Genomic DNA, 24467 nt, shown 5'->3' with positions numbered 1-24467 from the left:
CGGGGTGCTGCGCCGCTCCCCGTTCGAGGGCCCAGACGCCATGGCCGGAATCAAGGCATCAACGACGTTCGCAGATTGCAGTCGTGGTTCTAGCTTCAGGCGACTTAAAGCACGCGCAATCTCGCGCGTGCCCTCGCAGGAGCGCATCGATGACGCAACTCAAGGACTTTGTAATCGAGGCTCATGGCGGCCTCGATCGCTGGCGGCAATTCAACCAAGTCTCCGCCGATCTCATCCAGGGCGGTGCCCTGTGGCCATTGAAGGGGCACCCCGACACGCTCACGCGCGCTACCGTCACGGTGGGCATCAACGAGGAATGGGCGTCGCATGCGCCCTTCGGCGCCGGAGACCGACGCTCTCGCTTCACTCCGGATCGCGTGGCGATCGAGGGTGGTGGCGGCGTGGTTCTGGAGGAGTTGAGGCAGCCCCGCGCCAGCTTCTCCGGCCATTCGTTGCAGACGCCATGGAGCGAGCTCCAGCTGGCCTATTTCGCTGGCTGCGCCATGTGGACCTATCTCAACATGCCGTTCCTGCTTGCCTGGCCGGGGGTTGAGAGCGAGGAGCTGGAGCCCTGGCCGGCCGACAGTGGTGACTGGCGCCGCCTCGCCGTGCGGTTTCCCGCCGGCATCGCGACGCACAGCACGGTGCAGACACTCTATTTCGACGGTGACGGCCTGCTGAAGCGCCATGATTATGACGTCGAGATCTCCGGCAACACGCCCGGCGCTCATATCATTGAAGGCTACACGGAAGCATCCGGCATCAAATTCCCCACGAAGCGCCGGATCTATGCTCGCCAACCCGATGGCAACTTCAGCACCGATCCGCTCGTCGTCTCCATCGATCTCTCGAACATCCGTCTCAGCTAGCCGCAGGCTCCGAACCCCGAGCATCGGCTATCCTGGCGACCCACCATGGCTGGAACCGGCGCGGTCCATGGCTTCCCAGAGCGCCCCAGCGCCATTTCCCTTAAGGTGACAAAATCATGAAAGCTATCGGTTTCCGCTTCTCCCTCCCAGTCAGCGATCCGGCATCCCTCGCCGACATCGATCTGCCTCGGCCGGAGCCCACAGGGCGGGATCTTCTCGTAAGGATCGAAGCCGTGTCGGTAAATCCGGTCGACACAAAGATGAGGATGCGGCCTCCGACGGAACCGGGGTCCTGGAAGGTGCTCGGCTGGGACGCCGCCGGTACCGTGGAAGCGGTCGGTCCCGACGCGACCCTCTTCGTTCCGGGTGACACGGTGTTCTATGCGGGCGCACTCGGCAGCGCCGGGACGAATGCCGAATTCCATCTGGTCGATGAGCGGATCGTCGGCGGGAAGCCCGCCTCGCTCAGCTTCGCTGAGGCGGCGGCCCTGCCGCTGACCGCCATCACCGCCTGGGAGACCCTGTTCGACCGGCTCGACATCCGCAGTGCCGTGCGGGGTGCCGCAAATGCTCTCCTCATCATCGGCGGTGCCGGCGGGGTCGGATCGATTACGACGCAGCTCGCCCGCAAACTCACCGACGTGACCGTGATCACGACGGCGTCGCGAACGGAAACGGCGGAATGGAGCCGCGGCCTCGGCGCGCATCATGTGATCGATCATTCGAAGCCACTCTCGGCGGAGATCGAGCGGATTGGGATCGGACAGCCGGCTTTCGTGTTCTCGACCACCAATACGGACCAGCATCTCGCCGAGATCGCCAAGCTCATCGCGCCGCAGGGCCGCTTTGCCCTGATCGATGACCCGGCGGTGCTCGATGTGTCGCCGTTCAAGGTGAAGAGCGTATCCGCGCACTGGGAATTCATGTTCACGCGCTCGATGTTCGGCACGGCCGACATAGCGGAACAAGGGGCGCTGCTCAACGAGGTATCGCGGCTGGTCGATGCCGGGACGCTGAAGACTACCCTGACCGAAGTCTTCGGGACCATCTCGGCCGAGAACCTGCTCCGGGCCCACGCCCTGATCGAGAGCGGGCGCGCCAGGGGCAAGATCGTGCTCGCGGGCTGGCCGACATCAGGCCAGAGCTGATCGAACCATGCGAGCCGCGCGGCTGTGAAAAAAAGATCCATGAAAGCCTCCAACTTACCGATCGTTCCCGCATCCTTCTTCGGCATGGTGCTCGGCTTGGCCGGGCTCGCCGGCGCCTGGCGCGCCGCGCATCTCGTCTGGGGCCTTCCCGCCCTCATTGGAGAACTGGTGATGATGGCCGCAGCGCTCGTGTGGCTTGCGCTGGCGATCCTTTACGGATTGAAGTGGCTTGTGGCGCGCGAGGCCGCGCTGGGAGAAGCCGCGCATCCGGTGCAATGCTGCTTCATCGGACTTGTGGGTGTTGCGACCATGCTGGTGGGCGCGGGGGTCATTCCCTATTCCCAGGGTGTCGCTGTTGGGCTTTATATCGTGGGCGCCGTGTTCACGGCTGGCTTCGCCGTGTGGCGGACGGGCAGCCTCTGGATGGGTGAGCGTGATCCTGGCCATACGACGCCGGTGCTTTATCTGCCGACCGTCGCCGGCAGTTTCGTCGCGGCCACGGTCGTCTCTGCCCTCGGCCTTCCCGATGCCGGACAGTTCTTCTTCGGGGCAGGTTTCTTCGGCTGGCTCGCGATTGAGTCCGTGTTGCTGCACCGGTTGCTGGCGGCGCCTGGCATGGCGAACGCACTGCGGCCGACCCTGGGCATACAGCTTGCGCCACCCGTGGTCGGCGCGGTCTCGCTCATCGCGGTCGCGCCGCAGGCTCCATGGGTGCTAGCCCACGGCATGATCGGCTATGGCGTCCTGCAGGCCCTGATCTTGCTCAGGCTGCTGCCCTGGATCCTGCGCGAGCCCTTCGCGCCGTCCTATTGGTCTTTCACCTTCGGCGTGACAGCGCTTGCCACGGCGCCGATGCGCCTTCTGCTGCTCGGTGATGATGGCGCCGTTCGCTATCTCGCGCCGGCGCTGTTCGTCTTCGCCAACCTGGTCGTGACGCTCGTGGCTGGAGGCACGCTTTACCGCTTCTGGGAGCATCGCGTGCGCGCGCCGAACACCAAGTCCATCTCGAAACCAACAAGCTCCACCCTGCCAAATTGAAGTCTCATCATCTCAGTTTGCTCGATTGGAGCGGACAATCGCTGCTGGCAAACATCGGGAAACACGGCAAAAGCGGTCCGAAGCTTTTCAGGTTCCTTGAGCACAACCCAGGGACGGGTCTAGAGATTGCCGGTGGCACTAGAACCCTCTTCAGGGAGAGATCGGCAAGGCTGTCATAGCCAGGCCGCGCTCTATGCGACGTTCCGCGTCGCGCTATTCGAGGCTGAGAACGGGAAGGCGATCTTCGAGCATGGCCGCTCCTCATACGTCTTTAGGCTGTTCGGTGATCCTGCGCGAGAGGTATGACTCTATCGAAGCGACCGGCTAGATTGCAGCGAGAGGTCCGGCATCATTGCGGATCGCCCTCGGAACCTCGCCGTGCACCCTCGCAAACGCGAGACGCATCCGTTCCCGATTGGCAAATCCCACCTCTCGGGCGATCACCTCGATCGGCAGCCGACTCTGCTCCAGCATCAGCTTCGCGGCCTCGACTCGCAGCGCCTCGACCGCCTTCGCCGGCGTCGTGCCGGTTTCCGCGCGGAAGAGCCGCGTGAACTGGCGCGGGCTGAGACAGGCAGCCTCGGCAAGATCCTCGATCGTGAGGCTTTGGGCCAGGTTCTGGCGGGCGAAATTCAACGCGCGCTGGACCCTGTCCTCATTGGTGCCAAGGTCGAGCAGCGTGGAATGTTGGGACTGGCCGCCAGAACGGCGATGGTACATCACCATGCCTTTGGCAACCGAGCGGGCGACCTCGACGCCGTGGTCGCGCTCGATAAGGCCGACGACAAGATCGGTTCCCGCCGTCATGCCCGCCGATGTCCAGATCGGGCCGTCCGCAATATAGATCTTGTCCATCTCGACCTGGCAACTCGGAAACCGCTCCTGCAGGGTCTGGGCATAACGCCAATGCGTCGTAGCACGCCGGCCATTCAGCAGCCCGGCGTCTCCCAGAATGAACGAACCGAGGCAGATGGCGGCGACCCGTCTGGCATCGCGCGCGGCGGCCCGAAGCAGCCGGATGAGACCCGGCGAGGATGTGGGAATCTCCAGGCCCGCGGCGGCGATCAGCGTGTCGTAGGGCGCGTCATCGAACGCTTCCGTCATGACCTGCATGGCGGACGACGAGGCGACCAGTCCGCCCTCCTCCGAGAGCACGCGCAAGTCGTAGAGCTTCTTGCCTGCTTGCTTATTGGCCACGTCGAACGCCGCGACGGCGCCGAAGCAGACGGGTTGGAAACCGGGACACAGGACGAGGCCGATCTTCATGTTTTCTCCGAGAGGTTCGTTTCCGCCTAAATAGTTGTTTCAGCGGTAGCTCGCCATACCCATGGCCGGAATGATGGCATCTACGTCCTGTCGGCTTTGGAACACCACTGATAGCCATTTCCCGGATTTCAGAACCAGGAGCGTACAATGTCACTCGAAACCGTAAAGACCGAGCATCTCGACGCCGGCGGCGTCCGCTACGCCTACAGGCGCCTTGGCCCTAGCACCGGAATGCCGCTCGTTCTGCTGCAACATTTCACCGGGACCATGGACGCCTGGGACCCGGCGGTGGTGAACGCACTGGCCGAGACACGGCCCGTCATCGTATTCAACAACCGCGGCATCGGCACCTCGACCGGCCGGACACCCGACACCGTGGAGCACATGGCGGCGGATGCCGAGGCATTCATCCGTGGTCTCGGCCTCGCCAAGGTCGATCTTCTCGGCTTCTCGCTGGGCGGCATGCTCGCCCAGGTCCTCGCGGTCGAGCATCCGGAGCTGATCCGCAAGATCATCATCGCCGGCGCGGCGCCGCGCGGCGGCGAGGAGCATCTGCTCGCCGTGGTGGAGGACGCCTTCGCGAAAGGCGCGCCGGATGTGCGCCTGCCCCTGTTCTTCACGCCTTCCGACGACAGCCAGCGCGCCGGCCGCGCCTTCGTGGCCCGCGCCACCGCGCGCACTCAGGGCCGCGATCCGGATAGCGGCGACGATGTCAGCGAGCCTCAGGCCAAGGCCATCATCGGCTGGTGCGCAGCCAATGACGAAGGCGACAAGACGCTGCGCGCCATCACCCAGCGCACGCTCATCGTGCATGGCAGCGACGACACGATGTTCCCCAGCATCAACGCCTACACCATGTTCAAGGCGATGCGGAACGCGCAGCTAATCCTCTATCCGGATTCCGGCCACGGCGCGCTCTTCCAATACCCGGAGACTTTCGTCGCCCACTGCCGAACCTTCCTGGACGCCTGAGGGAGACGACAGATGAACGACCTTCAGCAAATGGCGATCGAGGCCCATGGCGGCCTTGAACGGTTCCGGCAGTTCTCCTTTCTGACGGCCAGGCTCCACCAGTTCGGCATTCTCTGGAATCTCAAGGGCAAGCCCGATACGCTTACCCAAGCCAATCTGCGGGTGAACCTCCGAACGGAGGAGGTCTCGCACTGGCCTTTCCACCCGACCCGGAATCGCTCCCGGTTCACCCCGACGAGGTGACGATCGAGACACCGGATGGCGATTTCATCGAGAAGCTCCCGCGGCCGCGCGCGACTTTCGCGGGCTTCGCCATGGAGACGCATTGGAGCGACCCGCAACTCGCCTATTTCGCGGGCTACACGATGTGGACCTACCTGACGTCACCCTTCATCTTGGCACAGCCTGGCATCGTGACGGAGGAGATCGCGCCCTGGTCGGAGCAAGGCGAGACGTGGCGCCGACTGCGGGTGACCTTTCCCGCGGCCATTGCCACCCACAGCAGGGAGCAGACCTTCTACATTGGTCCGGACGGCTTGATCCGGCGTCATGACTATGAGGTCGAGATCCAGGGTAACAACGCGGCGGCCCGCTATCTCCTCGATCCCGTCACGGTCGAGGGCATCGTGCTGCCCTCCAAGTTCCGCGTCTTTCCCCGCAACCCGGACAATACGCCTGCCACCGAGCTCCTCATCGTCGGGGTGGATCTCTCGGACTATCGTTTCGAGTGACGCCGTTCGCCGACCTGGCCCCATCATCTGAAAAATTCGAAAATGGAGTTTCCTATATGGCCACCCTCAAACTCGCCGACGGCACCGAGATCTTCTACAAAGACTGGGGGCCACGAGACGCGCGGCCGATCGTGTTCCATCACGGCTGGCCGCTCAGCGCGGACGATTGGGACGCGCAGATGCTGTTCTTCCTCTCCCATGGCTATCGCGTGATCGCGCACGACCGGCGCGGACACGGCCGCTCAAGCCAGACCGACACCGGCAATGACATGAATGGTGGCGTCGCCTTAACTAATTCTGGCCGAAGGAGGGGCTTGTGCGCCGAACGTCAGAGCACGCTGGACAATGCGATTTCACGCCAGGTTGTGACGGCATCGGCGCGGAGTTGGCGGTGGGCTGCGGCAGTGTGACATTTCCGATGTAGGTGGAAGAGGTTGGCGATCTGGCCATGGGCTGAAACGAAATGTTGGCATTGTCGCGTCGACTTGAAGCGCATCATGCGCCTCTCTCGTCGTCTCAGCGGAAGATGAGAATTTTCAGCGCGGTTGTTCAATCCTTTATGCGAGCGATGCTCGACGTCTGGCATCAACTCAGCCCTTGCGGCGGCGTAAGAGCGCAACTTGTCGGTTACCATCACTCGCGGCATGACGCCCTGTCCTTTGAGCAGCTTGCGCATCAGCCGAAGAGCTGCCTTTTTGTTTCTCCGGCTTTGCAACAGAGCATCGAGAACGAAACCATCCTGATCTACGGCACGCCAAAGCCAATATTTCCTGCCCTTGATCGAGACGACCAGGCGAGTGGCGCAGGGGAATTTCACCCCCACGCTCTCTCAGAACCGGACGTGATACTCTCGCATCATCCGGCTCCCATTGTTCGACCGTATCCATGAAGCAGAGGCCAATGGGCGAACAGCCGAGGTTGGCGCTGCGCGATGCGCAAAAGCCAATGCCGGGATCGCCGCTTATGCCCACGCAAGGACTTGTACTTTCCCGAGGCCCATCGGGCCAAGTATCGCTCGACACTCCAGAGCGTAGGTTGGAGAGCTGAAGGACAGAACCGACCATAGTAATTGATCCAGCCGCGGATGTACGAGTTGAACATCCGTGCCAGATCATCGAGAGCCCTGTCACTGCGAAGGTGCAAGGACCAACTACGGATCGTGCCCCGTATCGCCTTGAGCGCCGTCGGACTGGCCGCAGGACCGAATGAAACACCCATGCCCCCGGCCTTCTTGCTCACAAGTCTCGGCCGGAAAGCGTAGCCGAGAAAGTCGAACTTGTAGACCGGATGAGTGCCTCGCCGACTTTCATCCCTGCAATAGACGATTTTGGTCTTGTCAGGATGAAGCGTCAGCCCACAATCAGTAAAACGCGCGTCCAGAGCGTTCCGAAGCGCCATCGCCTGGTCCTCGGTCCGACAATGACAGATCGCGTCGTCAGCATAACGCTCAAACGGAATGTTCGGGAAATTCCGACACATCCACATGTCAAACGCATAGTGAAGAAAGAGGTTTGCCAAGAGAGGGCTGATTACCCCGCCCTGTGGCGTTCCTCGTTCTCTGGCGACGAGATTTCCGTCCGGCATCTGCACTGGCGCTTTCAGCCATCGTTCAATGTATAAAAGCACCCACGGGCAATCGGTGTGCTTGCGCACAGCCCGCATCAGCAGGTCCGGTTCAATGCTATCAAAGAAAGCCTTGATATCGAGATCAAGAACCCAGTTGTAACGCCAGCATCGCTGCCGCGCCACGCTGATCGCATCGAGTGCCGATTTGCCGGGCCGATACCCATAGGAATCCGGATGGAATTCAGGCTCCACCGCCGGTTCCAGATGGCGTTTGACCACCATCTGCGCAATGCGATCGGCGACCGTGGGTATGCCCAGCGGGCGCGTCTTCCCATCGCTCTTGGGTATGTCGACCCGCCGCACCGGCGGCGGAAAGTAGCTGCCCGACGCCAGCCGATTCCAGAGCTTGTACAGGTTGTTCGTAAGATCAGCCTCAAAGTCCAAAATCGTCTGGCCGTCAATACCAGCCGCTCCTTGGTTGGCTCTAACCCTCTTATATGCTTCCCACACCTCCCTTTTCGGGATCGCGTACGGCTTTGCTCTATCCACGAGGATCCTCCCGTCGCCGGTTGTCCACGCTCCAGAGCTGAACAACGCAGCCCCTTCGCTCCAGCCCCATTACAGGACCTTCAGCACTACTACGGGCTGCTCCGCCCCTGTGCTCCGCTTCGGTAATCTCACCCTCGCAGGGACCGCCGGCTTGGGTTTCTCCCTTAACATCGGAGCGACAGGTTCCCGCGTTCCACACGAAAGCCTGGTTAAGAGTCACGCCGCCTTCATGCCGGATGCCGCCTGGGCAGAAATCAGGTCGCCCCCCAGACTTGTCCCGGGCTAACGAATTCCTCCCGGTTTCGACATCATCTTGCACTTTTCGACACGTCATCAGCGGTTCGCTTGCGCTCGTCTCTCTAAACCTCACCTGACGGACTAACGTCCGCCTTTTCTGCAACGCTCACCACCACGGCTCTTTACCGTTGCAGCTTGCAGTGGTTTGAAACCTACCCCTGACGGTCGGCTTCGAGGGACCATACCCTCATCTTCCGTGCAGCTCGGCTCCCACACTGCTGTGGGTGCCTCGCGGCACACTCTCGTCGAGGTGCCACTTGGCGGCAAGCCGACCGGCGGAGCGCCGCCGGATTTCATTCGCAAAGTGCCGACCAAATTTATCGGCCCAAAGGCGCACGGTCTGGTGCGAGACGATGATCCCACGTGCCGCAAGCAAATCTTCGACCATCCGCAAACTGAGCGGGAACCGAAGATAGAGCCAGACGGCGTGAGCAATCACTTCAGCTGGGAAACGGTTGCGGCGATACAGCAGATCACGAGCAGTTTGGGTCATGCCACAAAATCGCACAGGCCAATCGCCGACAGGTTAACGTTACGATGCCCACGCAGCCATTCGGTGGGCTCAAAGCGGCCGACGCGCAATGCTGCCTCTCTAACCCAGTCCATATCCCATTTCGATACGGTTCTAAGCGTTCATCCGATCGGGGGATTTCCGAGAAACGGGATTCGCTCCCAAGCTTTGCCGTCGAAACGCACGATGTCTTCGTAGCCAATGGCCCAGAGCACTCCATCGACGACCTGCAAGATGTGGCCGTCCTCGAATTCCGGAACCAATCCTGTTTTGACGGGGCTGACGGAGCCGTCGACATAGACGTAAAGCCCGAGATTTGTCGCCAGGAAGAGCTGATCGCCATAAATGGTGACGCTCAGATACTCGCGGGAGCGCACGGGCTCTAGGACATTTCTGAATCCGTCAATGTGATTGCCATGCAGCAGGGTGCCGTGGCGGCCGCATGCCCATACCGAGGCTTCGTGCTCGATATGAATGCTGCTGATCGCAGGAATATTGTGTGCGACCGCCTCCCATCCATGGCTGCCCCAATAGTAAAGAACGCCGTCGTCCACGTTCGCACGCCAGCCGCCGACATAGATCTCCTGTTCGTTGGGACCGGCGATCGTCCTGAGGCTGAGATCATGCTGGTCACCCTTAACCTGCAGCAGCCCCTCATCGATGTGTTCCCATACCCCCGTCTCAAGCCGTCGGTAGACTTGGCCACCACCACCGCAGGCATGGAGTCGATTGCCGATCTGCGTAATGGCCTTGACGTAGCCCCACCCTTCGGAATCATCGCTCCAGAGACCGGAGCCGACAATTCGCTCTGTCTCCGGCTCGCGTCCGGCCGGCAAATAGAAAACATCGCCGTCCTCTTCCAGAAAAACATAACTGGTCGTCACAGCAGCGTCGGGATCCGGCTGCGGCACGAATGACGTAGCGTCCGCAATCGTGACTGGCAGGTCGAAATAGGTCCAGGGCGGATCTTTCTCAGCCCGAAACAGGCAAAGGCGAGCGAAGCCATCAAAGCGCTCGTCCCGATTAGAGCAGGCCAGAAACAGTTCGTTGCGGGATTTGGCAACGGCCGCCTCGAACATCAGTGGAATGTCATCGGGTTTAGCAAGAGGCTGCATAACTATTTCCTTCATAGCGGGTAATCTGACAACGCGCATGTTGCCTATAGCTTTGCCCCATCTCAACTTGCCCGATCGCAGCGAGACCTGTTGCAACATAAGCATGAAAAAACTATCTGAAAACGGTCATCTTCAAATATCTAGAGGTGTCGTTTTGCATTTAACCGGGTTCTTCCTCAATTTCTGTGGTTAACAGAGTGTTAGCGCCACGACTGCTATCTGCGGGGATGCGAACGCAATCGAAATGGTCACCCGGCCCAGGGGTCAAAATTCTGGGTATCACGCTTCATGATGAAGAAAACTGGGTTGTTTCGGCTGCTGCGAAACCGGTCGGCATCTGCCCAGATTGCGGAACACGAAGCCGACACAGGCACGGCTGGCACAACCGCCGCCTCCAGGACTTGCCTGTTCAAGGTCAAGTGGTGAGAATCAAACTCGCTCTGAACCGATGGCAGTGTCGACACAGGAAATGCGGGCGACGAACCTTCACCGACAGATTGCCCGGGATTGCTGCACCCTATATGCGACGAACTGGGCGGATGGCGGAGATTGTCGGCTTGATTGGCCACAGACTAGGTGGTCGTCCAGGAGAGAACTTGATGCATCGGCTCGGTATGCCGGTCAGCGACGACACGATCTTGCGGCAGTTGAAGCGCGGTAATCCGGCATCCATACAAAAAGACACTATTCGGGTCGTGGGCATTGATGATTGGAGCTGGCGGCATTCCTCGCGATACGGGACAATCATGGTCGATCTTGAGCGTCATTCGGTCGTCGATGTTCTGGAGGACCGCAGCGTCGAGAGCGCAAAATCTTGGTTGCAAGAGCGTCCGACGATCGAGGTCGTGAGCCGAGATCGCTGCGGCTTGTATGCACAGGCAGCCCGAGAGGGGGCGCCCCAAGCCCGCCAGGTGGCTGATCGTTTTCATCTGGTTCAAAATCTCAGGGAGGCAATCAAGGAGCAGATCAGCGTTTATGGTCACGCCCATATTAGGCCGATACTCTCCGAAGATGCTATCGCCAGCGCCAGGTCACAACAGCGCCGTGCCCGCTTGGCGCACAGGCAATCTCGTCAGGAAATTTTCGACACGCTTCAAGCTTTGCGCCAGCAGGGCCTCACCTACAGCGAGATTGCAAGGCGGACCGGATACGAGCGCCGCAGCATCGTGAATTGGCTTACTTCCAATGCACCTCGTGACAGAAACCGGGCAGCGTTGAATTCGACATCGCCATTGTATTTTGAAACATTCCTGGCTGAGTGCTGGAAGAATGGAAACCGGGTTGGGCGCCATCTGTTTTACGACATCAAGAACCGCTGCTATACCGGCAGCCGCTCCAATCTGGAGCGCCTGTTGAAGGTTTGGCGTGAAGTCGAAAACATTCAACCCGACGAGCCGACTCCGGAAATGGATGTTTCAGAACCCGTCCGCGATCCCGATACGGGCCATATGATCTCGTCCGTAGTGGCTGCAGCTTTGTGCATAAAACCGCGCGGCATGCTGACAGATCGTCAGGCCAGAAAGGTCAATGCCTTGAAGCAGGGCTCTCGAGCATTCGCCATAATGCGTGGCTTGGCTATGCGCTTCAACGGCATATTGCGCAGCAGGAGCTCGCAAGCACTGGATGAATGGATGGACGATGCCGTCGACACCGAGCTCACGGCAATCATGCGTTTCGCCAGCATTTTGCGCCGGGATATTGATGCCGTCAAAAATGCAATCGAACTCCCTTGGAGCAACGGGCAAGCCGAAGGGCAGATCAACCGCCTCAAGATGCTGAAGCGAGCAATGTACGGTCGCGCCGGTCCAGAGCTGATGAGGGCGAGAATGCTGCCGCTGAATCACAGAAATTGAGGAAGAGCCCGATTAAATGCAAAACGACAGCTGGTCGAGACCGCGATCGGTCGTTACAAATCGATTATCGGACACCGGCTGCGGGCGCGCTCATTCGGAGCGCAGCGGACGGAAGTCGCCATCGGCTGCTCGGTCCTCAATAGAATGCTGGCATGCGCACGCCCGAAATCCGTCCGCTGCAAGACTGCAACGCCGTAGCAACAGCATCAAAGACGGAATTCCGTTCTTTCAACGAACCGCGCACCAAAGCCCATCCTTGACAGAGATGTCAAGTTGTCAATCCAGTTAGTGTAAGGACCACCAGAAGGTGTTATCCCGGTAACCGATTGGATAGCAACCGCTTACTCCGGTCCGCCACCAACTGCGTATTTCTAAGCCTGCGCGAGGCGTGTAATGTTTTCGCATCTTTTCGCTCAGGGGAGAAATCGTCGGTGGCAATTCAGGCGAACGCGAAGTACTTTGATGCCCGCTGGTGGAAGGCGGCCCTTTCGTCAAGGTTGAACGATGCAGTGACGTCGATTAGATTCGCTCCTTACGAAACGAGACTCACGGTCAACGGTATCGGGTTCAATTTCGCTGTCACGACGCCTCTCGCAAAGAATTGGTACGCGAGACATGCTAACATTCATTCCCACGAAATGGATGCTATAGCGCTGCTCGGCTTAATTGATGCCACTGTTTTCGAATGTGGTAGTCATCATGGACGTGACTGCATTCTCCTTTCGAAAATGGTTGGGGACGAAGGGAAAGTGGTTAGCTTCGAGCCCTTCCCCGAAAACTTCGATGCATTGCAGAAGAACCTCGAAATCAATCAGATTAGTAATACCGTTGCTATCAACGCGGCGGTAGGAGCAAAGCCTGGCGTATTGCATATCAAATCGCGTTCAAATGCGAAGGTAACCAGTCGGGGTGGCATTGCGGTTCCTGTTGTAACCCTCGACGAATGGGCAGAGACCAACACCGTTTGGCCAGACGTGATAAAAATTGACGTCGAGGGGTTCGAATTCGAAGTTCTGCGCGGAGCAGAGAAAATCTTACGGAGAACACCGGCGCTGTCGATCGAGATCCATTGCGACATCGTTGGCGAGTTCGGCGCGGAGCCAGAAGATATCTGGGGACTGATAGATATTACCAAATACGACATCTGGATTCAGCGAAACGATGGCGTTGCGGCCATACCATTGGTGCAAACAACCAAGCTGGAAGGGCGTCCGCATTTGCTCTTCTTGCCCAAGGACCGCCACGCGACAAGGCTATAAAGGTAATCTTGCTTCGAGTGGTGGCCCCGCACAGACGAGGGCCAGAACGTTCTCGTGAAAATTCTAGCCCTTCTTCTGATTGAGATAACCATGCTTAATATTGGTGGCGTCGCCTTAACCGCGTGGTTGGGATCGGCTTGATATTCGGATAGTCATGACCGAAGCCTCGCATGCCCACTTCAGACGCCATCGCTTTCCCGCTGAGATCATTGCCCATGCCGTGTGGCTCTACTATCGATTTCCGCTCAGCTTGCACGATGTCGAAGATCTGTTAGCCGAGCGCGGCATCGCCGTCTCGTTTCAGACCGTCGCGGAATGGGCGGCGAAATTCGGCTTGAAGTTCGCTCATCAGCTCCGACGCCGCTCACGAGGCCAGTTTGCCGACAAGTGGCAGCTCGATGAGATGGTGGTGACGATCAAGGGAAAGAAATACTGGCTATGGCCTATCAGGAGCCATGCTTCGCGTAGGAGGTTTGTCGCAATGCCTGCGCCTTGTGAAAGGGAGCTTCTGATTTTGCTTCAGCGGGAGTACGACGAGAGCAAGATTCCTGGTCGGATCCACATGAATGGAGCATGTCATCATAAGTCGTCCGGTGTCATCGTAGACTTGGGGCCTGGGGTATCGGAGTTCGCAGAGGACGAGATCGTAGAAGTGAGTTGGTTGCAGAATGTTTGTTTGCGCTGTGAATGTTTCGAGATGGGCTTGGGCCGAAAGTGCGAACATCAACGAATCAAATCTCGCTCTGCGGAGCGGCCTGGCACAGATTTCGTCATCGCGTCAGTAGTTTCTACAAACAAGCTCACTGACAATTAAACATGCAGGGACCGCCTTAATCACCGCTTCTCCGACAGCTCCTGGCTCAGCTCGGCCGTACATTACCGACATCTTATTTGATCAACTACAGGGTGTGCACTGACGGAGAAAATTCGATCTTTAGCTTATTATCATGTTTTCAGTACCGCAAAGATTGTGTTGACAGAATATCTACTCGCCCACATCATTTTGTAGGGCAAAATCAGCACTGCGGAGTGTGTGCCATGCAAGCCTGTTGGTTTTCACGCGGAACTGAGCCGGTCAGGCGCATAATTTCCATTGAGAATTGAGCCATGTGAACCTTCCCCCAACGCGGTGAGCGACAGGGGCAACGGAGTGATCCACATGGGACTTTTAAACATCATCCGTCGGATGGCACTGCGCGAGAAGTTGTCGGTGCGCGAGATCAGCCGACGAACCGGATTGTCACGCAATACGATCGCGAAGTATTTGAGCGCCGGCACGATCGAGCCGAAGTTTGCGGTACCGGAACGACCGAGCAAGCTCGATCCTTTTGCCGACAAACTGGCGGGCTGGCTGAAGACTGAGGCCGGGAAGTCGCGCAAGCAGCGCCGAACGCTGAAGCAGCTTCATGCTGATCTGACAGCTCTCGGCTTTACCGGCTCCTATGGTCGGGTCGCCGCGTTCGCCCGTGACTGGCGGGTTGAGCAGCAGACGGCTGGCCGCGGCATATTCGTTCCGCTGTCTTTCCGGCCTGGCGAAGCATTCCAATTCGATTGGAGTGAAGATTATGCCGTGATCGGCGGCGAACGCACAAAGCTGCAGGTCGCCCATATTAAGCTATCGCACAGCCGAGCGTTTCTGATCAGGGCTTACCTGCTGCAGACGCACGAGATGCTCTTCGACGCCCACTGGCACGGTTTCCGCGTGTTCGGTGGCGTACCTGGTCGCGGCATCTACGATAACATGAAGACGGCGGTCGATCGCGTCGGCCGCGGCAAGGAGCGGCAGGTCAATATCCGTTTCCTGGCGATGACGAACCACTACGTCTTTGCGCCTGAGTTCTGCAATCCAGCGGCAGGATGGGAGAAGGGTCAGGTAGAGAAGAACGTCCAGGATGCTCGACCGCGGTTGTGGCAACAGATGCCGGACTTTCCCGATCTGCCGGCGTTGAACGCCTGGCTGGAGCAGCATTGTCAGGATCTGTGGCGCGACACAGCGCACGGCACCTTGCCCGGTACGATCGCGCACGTCTGGTCGGCAGAGCGACCGGCATTGATGGCGCTCCCCGCTGCGTTTGACGGCTTCGTCGAGCAGAGCAAGCGCGTCTCTCCAACATGCCTGGTTACCTTCGAGCGTAATCGCTACAGCGTGCCTGCGTCTTTTGCGAACCGGCCAGTCAGCCTGCGGATCTATCCCGAGCGACTGGTTGTTGCGGCAGAAGGCAATATCCTATGTGAGCATCTGCGGGTCATTGAACGCAGCCACGACAAGCCGCCGCGGACGATTTACGACTGGCGGCATTATCTTGCCGTCATCCAGCGCAAGCCTGGTGCCCTGCGCAATGGAGCGCCTTTCCTGGAATTGCCGTTGGCCTTCCGGCAATTGCAGGATCAGATGCTTCGCCGCCCCGGCGGTGATCGTGAGATGGCCGATATCCTTGCTCTCGTGCTCCATCATGATGAACAGGTCGTCCTTCGCGCTGTGGAACTGGCCCTGGAGGCGGGCGTGGCAACCAAAACGCATGTGCTGAACCTGCTGCATCGATTGATCGACGGCAAAACCACTGATGGTCCCGATATCGATACGCCACAAGCGCTGACCTTGCTTCGCGAACCCAAGGCCAATGTAGAACGCTACGATGGCTTGCGTGTCCGGATCGCGGGAGGTCGCCATGCGTCATGATCCTGCCAGCGCCGCCGTCGTCATCATGCTTCGTAGTCTGAAGATGTACGGCATGGCTCAAGCCGTCATCGACCTGATCGAGCAAGGCGCTCCAGCCTTCGATGCGGCCGTGCCGATCTTGTCCCAGTTGCTGAAGGCTGAAATGGCCGAGCGCGAAGTTCGCTCGATAGCCTATCACATGAAGGCTGCTCGCTTCCCGGCCTACAAGGACATCTCCGAGTTCGACTTCGCCGCCAGCGAGATCAACGAGGCGACGGTGCGCCAACTGCACCGATGCGAGTTCATGGACGGAGCGCAGAATATCGTGCTCGTCGGCGGCCCTGGCACAGGAAAAACACATATCGCGACCGCCCTCGGTGTCCAGGCGATCGAGCATCATCGCCGAAAGGTCCGCTTCTTCTCGACGATCGAATTGGTCAATGCGCTCGAGCAGGAGAAGGCCAAAGGCAAGGCCGGCCAGATCGCTGAGACACTGGTTCGCCTCGATCTGCTGGTCCTGGACGAGTTGGGATACCTCCCATTCAGCGCGTCAGGCGGAGCGCTGCTCTTCCACCTGCTGAGCAAGCTCTATGAGCGCACCAGCGTCATCATCACCACCAACCTCAGCTTCAGCGAATGGGCCACGGTCTTCGGAGACGCCAAGATGACGACCGCTCTGCTCGACCGCCTGACCCACCGTTGCCATATCCTGGAAACAGGAAACGACAGCTTCCGCTTCAAGGCCAGCTCGGCCGCAGCAGCCCAAAAGAGAGGAGAAAAAACCAATCCCTTGACCAAAGCCTGATCAGAAAACCATATTTAAACGTGGCTCACTTCTCGGTGGAAAAACCGGCTCTGTTCCGCGTGAAAACCAACAACGGTGCATGGGGACGAGAGATGAAGGGGTAGACGCTGGGTAGAGGGGGCTACCAGTCCCAAAATCTGCCTCGCATACTACTGTAAGGCGCCTGGACGTACTGTTGTCCTCCGGACGCCAATCGTCGCTTTTCAGAAAGTGTCCTTCCCACTAGCATTTCCACTTTATCACTTGCCGGCCGGAAGTCCGCTTGGTGCACTCTCTTTCACGCACGAGGATGGTAATGGGAGCTTATGATTAGACTCCTGTTAACCATCTTGCGTTTAAAGATTGTTAATCGAGAGGCAAACCCGCCCTCCCAGTTTTTGCGAATTATCGTTCATGTCGATCATCCACGCCCTCGGCGCAAATAGCGGTCGCCTCATCAGAATCACCTTTGGTCCTGTGGGCCGCGAGCGCCCGCCGGTGCGCGCGACGGGCCAGGCGAAACTTGCCAAAGCGCGTATCATGATGCTCGCGGGTGGGCTGCTCGTCTGCTATGTGGCGATCTTCGCCAGGCTTACCTATTTCGACATGGAGCCGAGGACCGACACCTCGGCAATTCCTCCGGATCATGTCAGCGCCGCGCGTCCGGATATTGTCGACAGAAACGGCGAATTGCTTGCAACGGACATCCGCACAGTTTCGATGTTTGCCGAGCCCAACCGTGTAATCGATCCGGACGAGGCAGTGGAAAAAATCGCCTCGATCTTTCCCGATATCGACCGCAAATCCCTTTATAAGAAGCTTGCTGATCGCCGCTCGCATTTTGCCTGGCTGCGCCGGCAGCTGACGCCGAAGGAACAGAGCGAAATCCTGGCGCTCGGCATTCCGGCGATCGGATTTCGGCCTGAGGTCAAGCGCTTCTATCCGGGCGGACGAACCGCTGCCCATATTCTCGGCTATGTCGATATCGACAATCACGGCGTCGCCGGCATGGAGAAATATCTCGACATGCAGGGCCTGTCGGATCTCGCATCGACGGGCCTGACGAGCCGCGACCAACTGGAGCCCGTGCGGCTTTCGATCGACCTGCGCGTTCAGAACATCGTCCACGACGTGGTGTCGGATGCGATCGGCCGCTACCAGAGTCAGGCGGCCGGCGCCGTCATTCTCGACATCCACACCGGCGAAGTCCTGGCCATGGCTTCGGCACCCGACTTCGATCCAAACGATCCGCAGACTGATGTCAAAGGCTGGCTGAACCGCATGTCGAACGGCACCGACGAGATGGGATCGGTTTTCAAGACCTTCTCGATCGCGATGGCCATCGATACCGGCACGGTCAAGCTGACGGACACCTTCGACGCCAGCTCTCCCCTGCACTACGGCGGCTTCACCATCCATGACGACCGCGACGTGCCGCGGCGTGTCCTGTCGATCCCGGAAATCTTCCGTTATTCGTCCAACATCGGCACGGCCAAAATGATGGACAAGGTGGGCATGACCATCCAGAAGAGCTACCTGACCCGCTTCGGTCTGCTGTCGAAAATGCAGACGGAACTGCCTGAGGTGAAAGCGCCGAGCCAGCCAAGAGTTTGGAAGAAGCTCAACTCCATAACCATAGCGTTCGGCCACGGCGTCGCCACCACGCCGATGCAAACCGCCGTCGCGGGTGCCGCCCTCATTGACGGCGGCAAGCTGATCGAGCCGACCTTCCTGCCGCGCACGCAGGAAGAGGCGGAAAAGACCGAAACGATGATCGTCAAGAAGAGCACCAGCGACACGATCCGCTACCTCTTCCAGTTGAACGGTGAGCAAGGGTCTGGCAAACCTGCCGACGTCCCCGGCTATCACGTCGGCGGGAAGACCGGCACCGCAAACAAGGTCATCCACGGGGTTTACTCGCACAAGCTCAGCTTCAATTCATTCCTGGCGGCGTTTCCAATGAATAACCCGAAATACGTGGTGCTGGCCTTCGTCGACCAGCCGCTGACAGGCCAACACAATTTAACCTTCGCGACCAACACGGCGGCACCCATGGTTCACGACATCATTGCCCACGCCGCGCCGCTGCTCGGTGTTGAGCCGGATTTCGGATCGAACTTTCTGGCCGCATATTAAGGATCACGCTCGCTCCGAAGCGTGGCTGCGGCGGCGGACGCCGCTGCAGCTGCAGCCACGCGGGATAAAATGGCGGTCCGCCCGCGTGATTCAGCCTGCCGTTTATCTTCCCGCCGAAATCCTCCTGGCAAGACTGACCGGGTTTCTGCTCTGCCGCATGGCGCATCAATGCCAGGAATCCCGTACAATCAAAACCCTGACAGCTGTCAGGGTTTGCGGTCAAAGCTTATTGATAGGCAGCATGACATATGTTGTCTTCCGGCCCGTCGCCTTACGCAGGGTAGATCTTTCCATACCGCCTCCCACATACGCCTATTGGAAAACCCTGACAGCTGTCAGGGTTTGTTGTGAGCGCGAAACTGGAGAGAGCTTTTCCGAAGCCACTACAAACGACTTTGAGGTGCCGTCAACGCTAGAGAACTTCACATCATATCGTTACCGCCGTCTATTTCCTCGGTGTAATCTGCCGGGCGCCCAGTAAGAATTGCAAATGGAAAGGACCATACTGTCTGCCCCTTCATTCAGACCAATAAAGGGGGCCGGCTCATGCCCACCGAATTCCACACCGCTTTTGCGCTGGACGCGGGGTAAAAATAGCCGGCGAACAATAGCAGGAACAGGAGATCCGAAATGAGGCCCGCTTCACAGTTTTTCATCGCTGAAACCGACGGATGGGTTGTAGGTCATCGCGCGAACTCTGCTCTCCCCGGCTATCTTGTCGTTGCCTCGAAGATATCTGCAGATGATCTGTCGGACTTATCCGATGACGATTTGCGCGAAATCGGTCCGTTGTTGGCGCTGTCTCAAGCTGCCCTGAAAGAGGAACTCCGCGTTCCGCGCGTCTATATCGGGCGCTATGGTCACAGCTCCGGACTCGCTTTTCATTTCCATATCATTCCTATCTATGAGTGGGTCGAGAAACTGTTCTGGCGAGACGCCCGATATCGGCTCCTCGGGCAATTTACGGAAGGGGAGGCGGAAAGCGAAACGGACGGCGCCGAACTAACCCTGTTCGTCTGGCGGGAGTTCTGCGAACGCGCGCTGCCGCCTCCGATCGAAGGACCGACCGTTTCCGAAGCAATCGACCTTCTGCGCAAGACAATACGTCTCCGTTTGCAGGCCATATGAAAGATGTTGCTGAACGACAATTTGCTTGACTATTCCCTCCCCTGCCTTGCTATACATCACAAAACAAGCGGAGCGCCTCGCTATTCATACCCGAATTCGCCACTGTCTAACTGTCGGATTTTTCAACGAAAATCTCTCATCCTGAAGCTATATGGGTATTAGCTTCCATAAGCGATACCGGGTTGACTAAACTTTTTAGCGATGGCGGGAATGTGCACCCACTAGCTCCGATTTCGTTTTCAGTAGAGAAGAAAATAGGTGTCTGAGCGAGTAATCCGAGCGCACTTATTCGCCGGTTTCGTTCCCACATTCGTCCATGACCGTTCCAATGACTCGATCTCGCTGGAATAGTGATGAGACATAATGCACTGCGTATTGTCGATTAAACCGGGATCTAATCTCTGAAGCTCAATTCTACCCCTTTTGAAAATTCGTCGAGCGAGTTGCTGGCGCTAAAGTTCATTACAAAATCGTAAGGGTGCTATTCATTTTCGGTTAAGCCTTAATCAGTCATCAAAGTCATGCGTAAACACGCAGCATCACCCCCAATGCTTATGAGGTTTCACATGAAAAGCCTGCTTCTCTCCACTGCCATCGCCCTGGCTTCGGTCGTTGCCGTCAGCGCTCCCTCCCAGGCAGCTCCATTTCATCGTCATCACCACAATTGCTTTGTGAAGACCGTAAAGCATAGGGTTCATGGCCATTGGGTAGTTCGCAAGGAGCGCGTCTGCCGCTAATCCAATGTGCAGCTTTGGCCGTCGGCAAGGTTCGATGGCCAAAGCTGAATGGCTTGCCGCAGCCATATCGCACAAGAGGATGTATATCCTGGTGCTTCTTTCCTGTGTTGACCCGAAGGCTCATTCCGATCGTGTACCGTTGGTGTCTCGGAACCAGCGCATCTCAGCAAGCCGATCTGATATGTCATGAAACTTCTAATACGATATCGCCGTACCCCGCGTTTGTGCGAAGCAACGCCATAAGTACCGGACCAAGTGAAAATTCGCCGCGTTTTGCCTTGCCTGCAAGATTACGTAGATAAGCACCGGCTGAGTTGATATGCCCTGATCGCTCGAGAATGCAGGCCATCGTCACGGCGGCATTTTCCGGCCCCATCGTCTCGCAAGCCTGCTGATAGGCCGAGGGCGTGACACCCAGCATCGATCGTACCACGATGGCTGCAGACATGAGATCTCGCCAATTGCTGATCACGCCTGCAGGGGCATAGGAGCTAATTTCGGGGCATGCCTTCAGCACGAGAGCTAACGGGAAGATGCGCATCGGCTCTTTTTGTCGCTCGTCCGTTTTCCGAGATCTTGCTTCCAACTTTGTTCGAAAGCCTGGTTCAAGTTCATTAAAGGATTCGGGATTCGAATTCTTTATGTGGCGCTCACCATGGGCATCATTGGTGCTATAATTTTCAATTTTTTGCTGTTTTTCCAGCAGGTTGATGATTTCGCCGCGCAGTAGCTCCATATCACTGAGAATAGAGGTAATCTCAGACATCGTCGGGGAGCGAGGAATGCGCGCGAGGAGGGCGCTATAGATTTCTTCGATCCGAGGCCAGTCGCCCTCGACGCCTTCCGTGATAGCCGCCGCAATCAGTTTACGGACGTCGCGCCGGCAAATTGTCAGGCTCTCCTTGGCCCGCCGAAAGGCGATCCGATCAGCCACGACCTGTTGAGCAATGACTGCAAGTTCTTCGGCGCGCAACAACAGCGGTGAGATATCGAAGCCGAATGCGTTTTCGATCTCACCTGTTCGGCCTTTTCTCGCATAGCGCTTGCCATTGGCGCTATCCTTACGAACGATCAGGCCAGCCTCGACGAGAAATGCCAGATGCCTGCGAAGCGTGGCGCCTGCAATGCCATGGGCTCGTAAGGTCAATTGCGTATTGGATGGAAAGACGATGAGCTTGGCGTCCTGACGAAGCTCATTGTCGGGATAAAAACTCAGCAACGCGTCGAGTACCGCCAGGCTGCGATCCTGCAGACCGAGCTTTTCTCGTGCTTCGGATATGTCTCGAAAGACTTTCCATTTATCGGCCGTCTTGTTTGGTTCGATCGCGGACGTGGCGACCTGCCGTCTCATTAAGGCAAGCGTCATCGGCCGCCGCCCAAAGGGCGTCGTCACACTTCCGTTCTGCATTTTCTTCACCTTCAAGAGGCAAAAGAAATACGATCACCAAAAACGGTGCCAAAAACTCTTGACTGTGATTCGGGGAAATGCGATTCTTCAGTTGCTACATTGAAGAGAAGGCTTCCACGACGGCAACGTTTGGGGGCCTTTTTTCTTTTGCTAGTTTCCTTTCCAATCAGAAAACCCTGACAGCTGTCAGGGGTTGCGTTTGTCTCTGAAACGAGTGAAGCGCTCGACAAGATCGGGCAACTCCTCCTCGATAAATCTCACGAATTCCGTACCCAGTTTGCCCTCGGCAGAAATTCGAACTTCCCGAGGGGAGGTCATGAACACACCCAACCTAGTTCCGGATGTATCGGAAATCGCAATTTGCGTGTTGCGCGGCTCAGACGGAGGCTTGATTGCCTTCAGCGCCACCTGAAAGCGCTGGTCCGAGGTTTCATTGGCCCTGTTTGCATCCAAGAGAGCGGCGCGCACCACATCAAGAGCATTCGGGGCTGCGGATATGGCCTTCGCCAGATCCAGCCAACGCGGTCTGCCAATCTTCGGAGCCCTGCCGATCGCTTCAATGATATCTGCCGGAATTGCGCGATAGACACTCCGCATTCGCGCAAGCTCCGCATCCTCAATCGAGAGAGCCGCATAGATGTGGCGCGCCTTGATGCCCGCATCATCCATGCGCGAGGCAAACAAGGCGCGTTCGATCCATGTCAGGTCCTGCCGGCTGGCATTCTCGATGCCCTGCGCCAGAACGAGATCGAGATCGGAAATCTCGACTTCTATGGCACGGACGGTGCGACCGAGCTCTAGAGCAGCCCGCCATCTGCGATGGCCGTAAACGACCTGATATCGATCGCTTGAAGAGGGATGCCGTCGAACCTGGATCGGAACCTTTTGGCCCTCTTCCTCAATGGAACGCTTGAATCTCTCGAAATCCTGAGGATCATCGTCAGGCAGGCGATCCGGATAAGGAGAAGCATCGATCACCTGAGGATCGAGGTCCTGTATCCAGCCTTCGCCGGATTCGACAATGGCACGCAGCCGGTCACGCTCGGCGCGTATGTCACCGATCGCCCGATGCGCGGCCCCGATCACACCGGCACCGACACGGCCGGCTTGCGCGGGGGCAGGGGCCGGCGGCGATGAATCCGTTTTGTTTTCGCTGCTTTCCAACTCCGCTGAGAGCAGACCGAAACTGGCGACGATGGATTTTCTCGGGCTTTTGCTCATCCACGTCCCCAACTTGCATTGATGAGTTGCACGATCGCCTCGTTGACGGCGTCGACGGCCTCACGCGCGCGCTTGTGCGTGTCTCGGCCGATCTGCCCCATTTCCAGCTCGTAGAGGGAGCGCTTGGCAAGTCCGGCGGCCTCGACTGCGGTGCTCTCTATCGCCGTCGGCAACAAGACATCGGTGCCGAAGAGATGGCGCAACATCGCAACGACCTGGGACTGTGGCGCATCGTTCGGATCGTGACGCGTTACCAGATAGCGAATGAAATCATGATCGAGCTGCGCACCGCTTTCGTTGAGCACGCTGATCAGGTCGCCCATCATGAGCAGGAATTGGCTCATCGATGCCACGTCCAGCATGGCCGGATGTACCGTGATGATCATGCTCGTTGCGGCATAAATAGCGCTGAGGGTCAGAAATCCGAGCGACGGCGGCGTGTCGAGGATGACGATGTCGTAATCGCTTTCGACTTCCGCCAGCGCTAGCTTAAGGCGCTCGAAAAAGATCACGCCCGAGCCGGATTTTTGAGCCAGGACGCGAGGGGTCTCGTGCTCATACTCCATGACCTCCAGGTTGCCCGGAATAAGGTCAATGCCGTCGAAATAGGTTTTGCGAATGATCTCGCGGATGGGACGCCTTTCGGCCGCCTCATATCGAAGTGCCGCATAGATGGTTTCGTTGGCGCCGACATCGATTTCCGGCTGCGCGCCAAACATGGCCGAAAGCGATGCCTGCGGATCGAGATCGAGGGCAAGCACGCGATAGCCATGCAGTGCGAGATAATGCGCGAGATGAACGCAGGTCGTCGTCTTGGCGCTGCCACCCTTGAAGTTGGCAATCGCCATGACCTGCAGATGTTCGCCCGGTCGGCGCCGAGGCAGGAAGCGAAGCGCTTCCGTAGGCTTCTGCTTGGCAAACAGTTCCCGCAATTCGTTGATCTGGGCAAGCGTATAGACCCGGTGATTGTTCTCCAACCGGCTGGGAACAGGACCGCGGCCTTCACTCGACATCAGCTTCAATGTCGAATCCGGGATAGACGTGAGCTTTGACACTTCATTGGTCAGGAACTGGCGTAGCATCTTCTCGGATTTCGGCGGATACATACGCGTTCTGAGCTGCTGGAGCTGACCAGACAGTACGGTTGCATGCCGCGCGATCTTGCTGGCTGCATTTTCCTTTGAAGGAGCTATTGTCTCCGTGCGGTTCGCTATCGCCAT

Annotated in this window: 16 protein-coding genes and 7 pseudogenes; 15 read left to right on the top strand and 8 right to left on the bottom strand. The window is 58.2% G+C overall.

Annotated elements, in window-relative coordinates; all coding sequences use genetic code 11:
* Positions 1–149 precede the first annotated feature (149 nt).
* The 3 genes from ACK83U_RS18965 to tehA all read left to right on the top strand — a co-directional run bounded on the left by ACK83U_RS18965 (position 150) and on the right by tehA (position 3055).
* The gene (locus ACK83U_RS18965) at positions 150–869 is read left to right on the top strand and encodes a hypothetical protein (protein WP_112610936.1); all 720 of its coding nucleotides are present in this window, start codon (positions 150–152) and stop codon (positions 867–869) included.
* Positions 870–985: 116 nt separating this feature from the next.
* On the top strand, positions 986–2017 hold the full coding sequence (locus ACK83U_RS18960; protein ID WP_112610938.1) for a zinc-binding alcohol dehydrogenase family protein: 1032 nt from the start codon (positions 986–988) through the stop codon (positions 2015–2017).
* Between the two features lie 39 nt (positions 2018–2056).
* Positions 2057–3055, top strand: coding sequence for a dicarboxylate transporter/tellurite-resistance protein TehA (gene tehA, locus ACK83U_RS18955; RefSeq protein ID WP_112610940.1), 999 nt, complete (start codon positions 2057–2059; stop codon positions 3053–3055).
* Positions 3056–3379: 324 nt separating this feature from the next.
* On the opposite strand, the gene ACK83U_RS18950 is transcribed toward tehA, so the two are convergent.
* Positions 3380–4321, bottom strand: a complete 942-nt coding sequence (locus tag ACK83U_RS18950; protein WP_112610942.1) for a GlxA family transcriptional regulator — start codon at positions 4319–4321, stop codon at positions 3380–3382.
* Between the two features lie 147 nt (positions 4322–4468).
* Here ACK83U_RS18950 and ACK83U_RS18945 point away from each other — a divergent pair, with 147 nt between their 5' ends.
* The 3 genes and pseudogenes from ACK83U_RS18945 to ACK83U_RS18935 all read left to right on the top strand — a co-directional run.
* Complete coding sequence (locus tag ACK83U_RS18945) at positions 4469–5293, top strand: alpha/beta fold hydrolase (RefSeq protein WP_112610944.1); 825 nt, start codon at positions 4469–4471, stop codon at positions 5291–5293.
* Between the two features lie 12 nt (positions 5294–5305).
* Positions 5306–6024: pseudogene (locus tag ACK83U_RS18940) on the top strand (hypothetical protein).
* Positions 6025–6080: 56 nt separating this feature from the next.
* Positions 6081–6431, top strand: a pseudogene (locus tag ACK83U_RS18935) (alpha/beta fold hydrolase); the annotation flags it as partial.
* Here ACK83U_RS18935 and ACK83U_RS18930 read toward each other — a convergent pair.
* The 4 genes and pseudogenes from ACK83U_RS18930 to ACK83U_RS18915 form a co-directional block, all read right to left on the bottom strand.
* Positions 6353–6817 (bottom strand): annotated as a pseudogene (locus ACK83U_RS18930) (IS6 family transposase); the annotation flags it as partial. The pseudogenes ACK83U_RS18935 and ACK83U_RS18930 overlap by 79 nt on opposite strands.
* Positions 6818–6879: 62 nt before the next feature.
* Entirely contained in the window at positions 6880–8139 is a 1260-nt protein-coding gene (ltrA, locus tag ACK83U_RS18925; protein ID WP_112611032.1) for a group II intron reverse transcriptase/maturase, read from the bottom strand.
* A 532-nt stretch (positions 8140–8671) separates the two neighbouring features.
* Positions 8672–8929, bottom strand: a pseudogene (locus tag ACK83U_RS18920) (IS6 family transposase); the annotation flags it as partial.
* Positions 8930–9069: 140 nt separating this feature from the next.
* Positions 9070–10161 (bottom strand): hypothetical protein, encoded by a 1092-nt coding sequence (locus tag ACK83U_RS18915; protein WP_412474958.1) that lies wholly within the window; start codon positions 10159–10161, stop codon positions 9070–9072.
* A 128-nt stretch (positions 10162–10289) separates the two neighbouring features.
* Here ACK83U_RS18915 and ACK83U_RS18910 point away from each other — a divergent pair, with 128 nt between their 5' ends.
* The 9 genes and pseudogenes from ACK83U_RS18910 to ACK83U_RS18870 all read left to right on the top strand — a co-directional run bounded on the left by ACK83U_RS18910 (position 10290) and on the right by ACK83U_RS18870 (position 20618).
* The gene (locus tag ACK83U_RS18910) at positions 10290–11915 is read left to right on the top strand and encodes an ISL3 family transposase (protein ID WP_412474957.1); all 1626 of its coding nucleotides are present in this window, start codon (positions 10290–10292) and stop codon (positions 11913–11915) included.
* A 21-nt stretch (positions 11916–11936) separates the two neighbouring features.
* Positions 11937–12113 (top strand): annotated as a pseudogene (locus ACK83U_RS18905) (IS5/IS1182 family transposase); the annotation flags it as partial.
* Between the two features lie 233 nt (positions 12114–12346).
* Positions 12347–13174, top strand: coding sequence for an FkbM family methyltransferase (locus ACK83U_RS18900; protein ID WP_112611654.1), 828 nt, complete (start codon positions 12347–12349; stop codon positions 13172–13174).
* Positions 13175–13328: 154 nt separating this feature from the next.
* A pseudogene (locus ACK83U_RS18895) lies at positions 13329–13616 on the top strand (IS6 family transposase); the annotation flags it as partial.
* Positions 13617–14333: 717 nt separating this feature from the next.
* A complete protein-coding gene (istA, locus tag ACK83U_RS18890; RefSeq protein WP_112611405.1) occupies positions 14334–15854 on the top strand; it encodes an IS21 family transposase in 1521 nt (506 codons plus the stop codon).
* Entirely contained in the window at positions 15844–16638 is a 795-nt protein-coding gene (gene istB, locus ACK83U_RS18885) for an IS21-like element helper ATPase IstB (RefSeq protein ID WP_112611403.1), read from the top strand. Before istA ends, istB begins: the two co-directional genes overlap by 11 nt.
* Positions 16639–17031: 393 nt before the next feature.
* Complete coding sequence (locus ACK83U_RS18880) at positions 17032–18753, top strand: peptidoglycan D,D-transpeptidase FtsI family protein (RefSeq protein WP_112610998.1); 1722 nt, start codon at positions 17032–17034, stop codon at positions 18751–18753.
* A 630-nt stretch (positions 18754–19383) separates the two neighbouring features.
* The gene (locus ACK83U_RS18875) at positions 19384–19881 is read left to right on the top strand and encodes an HIT family protein (protein WP_112611000.1); all 498 of its coding nucleotides are present in this window, start codon (positions 19384–19386) and stop codon (positions 19879–19881) included.
* A 566-nt stretch (positions 19882–20447) separates the two neighbouring features.
* On the top strand, positions 20448–20618 hold the full coding sequence (locus tag ACK83U_RS18870; protein ID WP_181476491.1) for a hypothetical protein: 171 nt from the start codon (positions 20448–20450) through the stop codon (positions 20616–20618).
* Positions 20619–20802: 184 nt separating this feature from the next.
* On the opposite strand, the gene repC is transcribed toward ACK83U_RS18870, so the two are convergent.
* From repC to repA, 3 genes and pseudogenes are all read right to left on the bottom strand, one after another.
* Positions 20803–22026, bottom strand: a complete 1224-nt coding sequence (repC, locus tag ACK83U_RS18865; RefSeq protein ID WP_112611002.1) for a plasmid replication protein RepC — start codon at positions 22024–22026, stop codon at positions 20803–20805.
* Between the two features lie 186 nt (positions 22027–22212).
* Positions 22213–23247 carry a plasmid partitioning protein RepB gene (repB, locus tag ACK83U_RS18860; RefSeq protein ID WP_112611004.1) on the bottom strand — a complete coding sequence of 345 codons (1035 nt, stop codon included), beginning with the start codon at positions 23245–23247 and terminating at the stop codon, positions 22213–22215.
* A gap of 2 nt (positions 23248–23249) precedes the next feature.
* Positions 23250–24421, bottom strand: a pseudogene (gene repA / locus ACK83U_RS18855) (plasmid partitioning protein RepA); the annotation flags it as partial.
* Positions 24422–24467 lie beyond the last annotated feature (46 nt).

The sequence above is a fragment of the Rhizobium sp. WW22 genome, assembly GCF_047041135.1.
GTDB lineage: Bacteria > Pseudomonadota > Alphaproteobacteria > Rhizobiales > Rhizobiaceae > Rhizobium.
Note: the sequence above shows the minus strand (reverse complement) of the source record. Positions and strands in the feature narration are given on the sequence as shown.

Coding starts and splice junctions, on each gene's coding strand:
- tehA (WP_112610940.1), top strand. CDS start 2,057: ATGAAAGCCTCCAACTTACCGATCGTTCCCGCATCCTTCTTCGGCATG.
- repC (WP_112611002.1), bottom strand. CDS start 22,026: ATGCAGAACGGAAGTGTGACGACGCCCTTTGGGCGGCGGCCGATGACG.
- istA (WP_112611405.1), top strand. CDS start 14,334: ATGGGACTTTTAAACATCATCCGTCGGATGGCACTGCGCGAGAAGTTG.
- ACK83U_RS18945 (WP_112610944.1), top strand. CDS start 4,469: ATGTCACTCGAAACCGTAAAGACCGAGCATCTCGACGCCGGCGGCGTC.
- ACK83U_RS18870 (WP_181476491.1), top strand. CDS start 20,448: ATGAAAAGCCTGCTTCTCTCCACTGCCATCGCCCTGGCTTCGGTCGTT.
- istB (WP_112611403.1), top strand. CDS start 15,844: ATGCGTCATGATCCTGCCAGCGCCGCCGTCGTCATCATGCTTCGTAGT.
- ACK83U_RS18915 (WP_412474958.1), bottom strand. CDS start 10,161: ATGTTGCAACAGGTCTCGCTGCGATCGGGCAAGTTGAGATGGGGCAAA.
- ACK83U_RS18965 (WP_112610936.1), top strand. CDS start 150: ATGACGCAACTCAAGGACTTTGTAATCGAGGCTCATGGCGGCCTCGAT.
- ACK83U_RS18960 (WP_112610938.1), top strand. CDS start 986: ATGAAAGCTATCGGTTTCCGCTTCTCCCTCCCAGTCAGCGATCCGGCA.
- repB (WP_112611004.1), bottom strand. CDS start 23,247: ATGAGCAAAAGCCCGAGAAAATCCATCGTCGCCAGTTTCGGTCTGCTC.
- ACK83U_RS18875 (WP_112611000.1), top strand. CDS start 19,384: ATGAGGCCCGCTTCACAGTTTTTCATCGCTGAAACCGACGGATGGGTT.
- ACK83U_RS18950 (WP_112610942.1), bottom strand. CDS start 4,321: ATGAAGATCGGCCTCGTCCTGTGTCCCGGTTTCCAACCCGTCTGCTTC.
- ACK83U_RS18880 (WP_112610998.1), top strand. CDS start 17,032: ATGTCGATCATCCACGCCCTCGGCGCAAATAGCGGTCGCCTCATCAGA.
- ACK83U_RS18910 (WP_412474957.1), top strand. CDS start 10,290: ATGCGAACGCAATCGAAATGGTCACCCGGCCCAGGGGTCAAAATTCTG.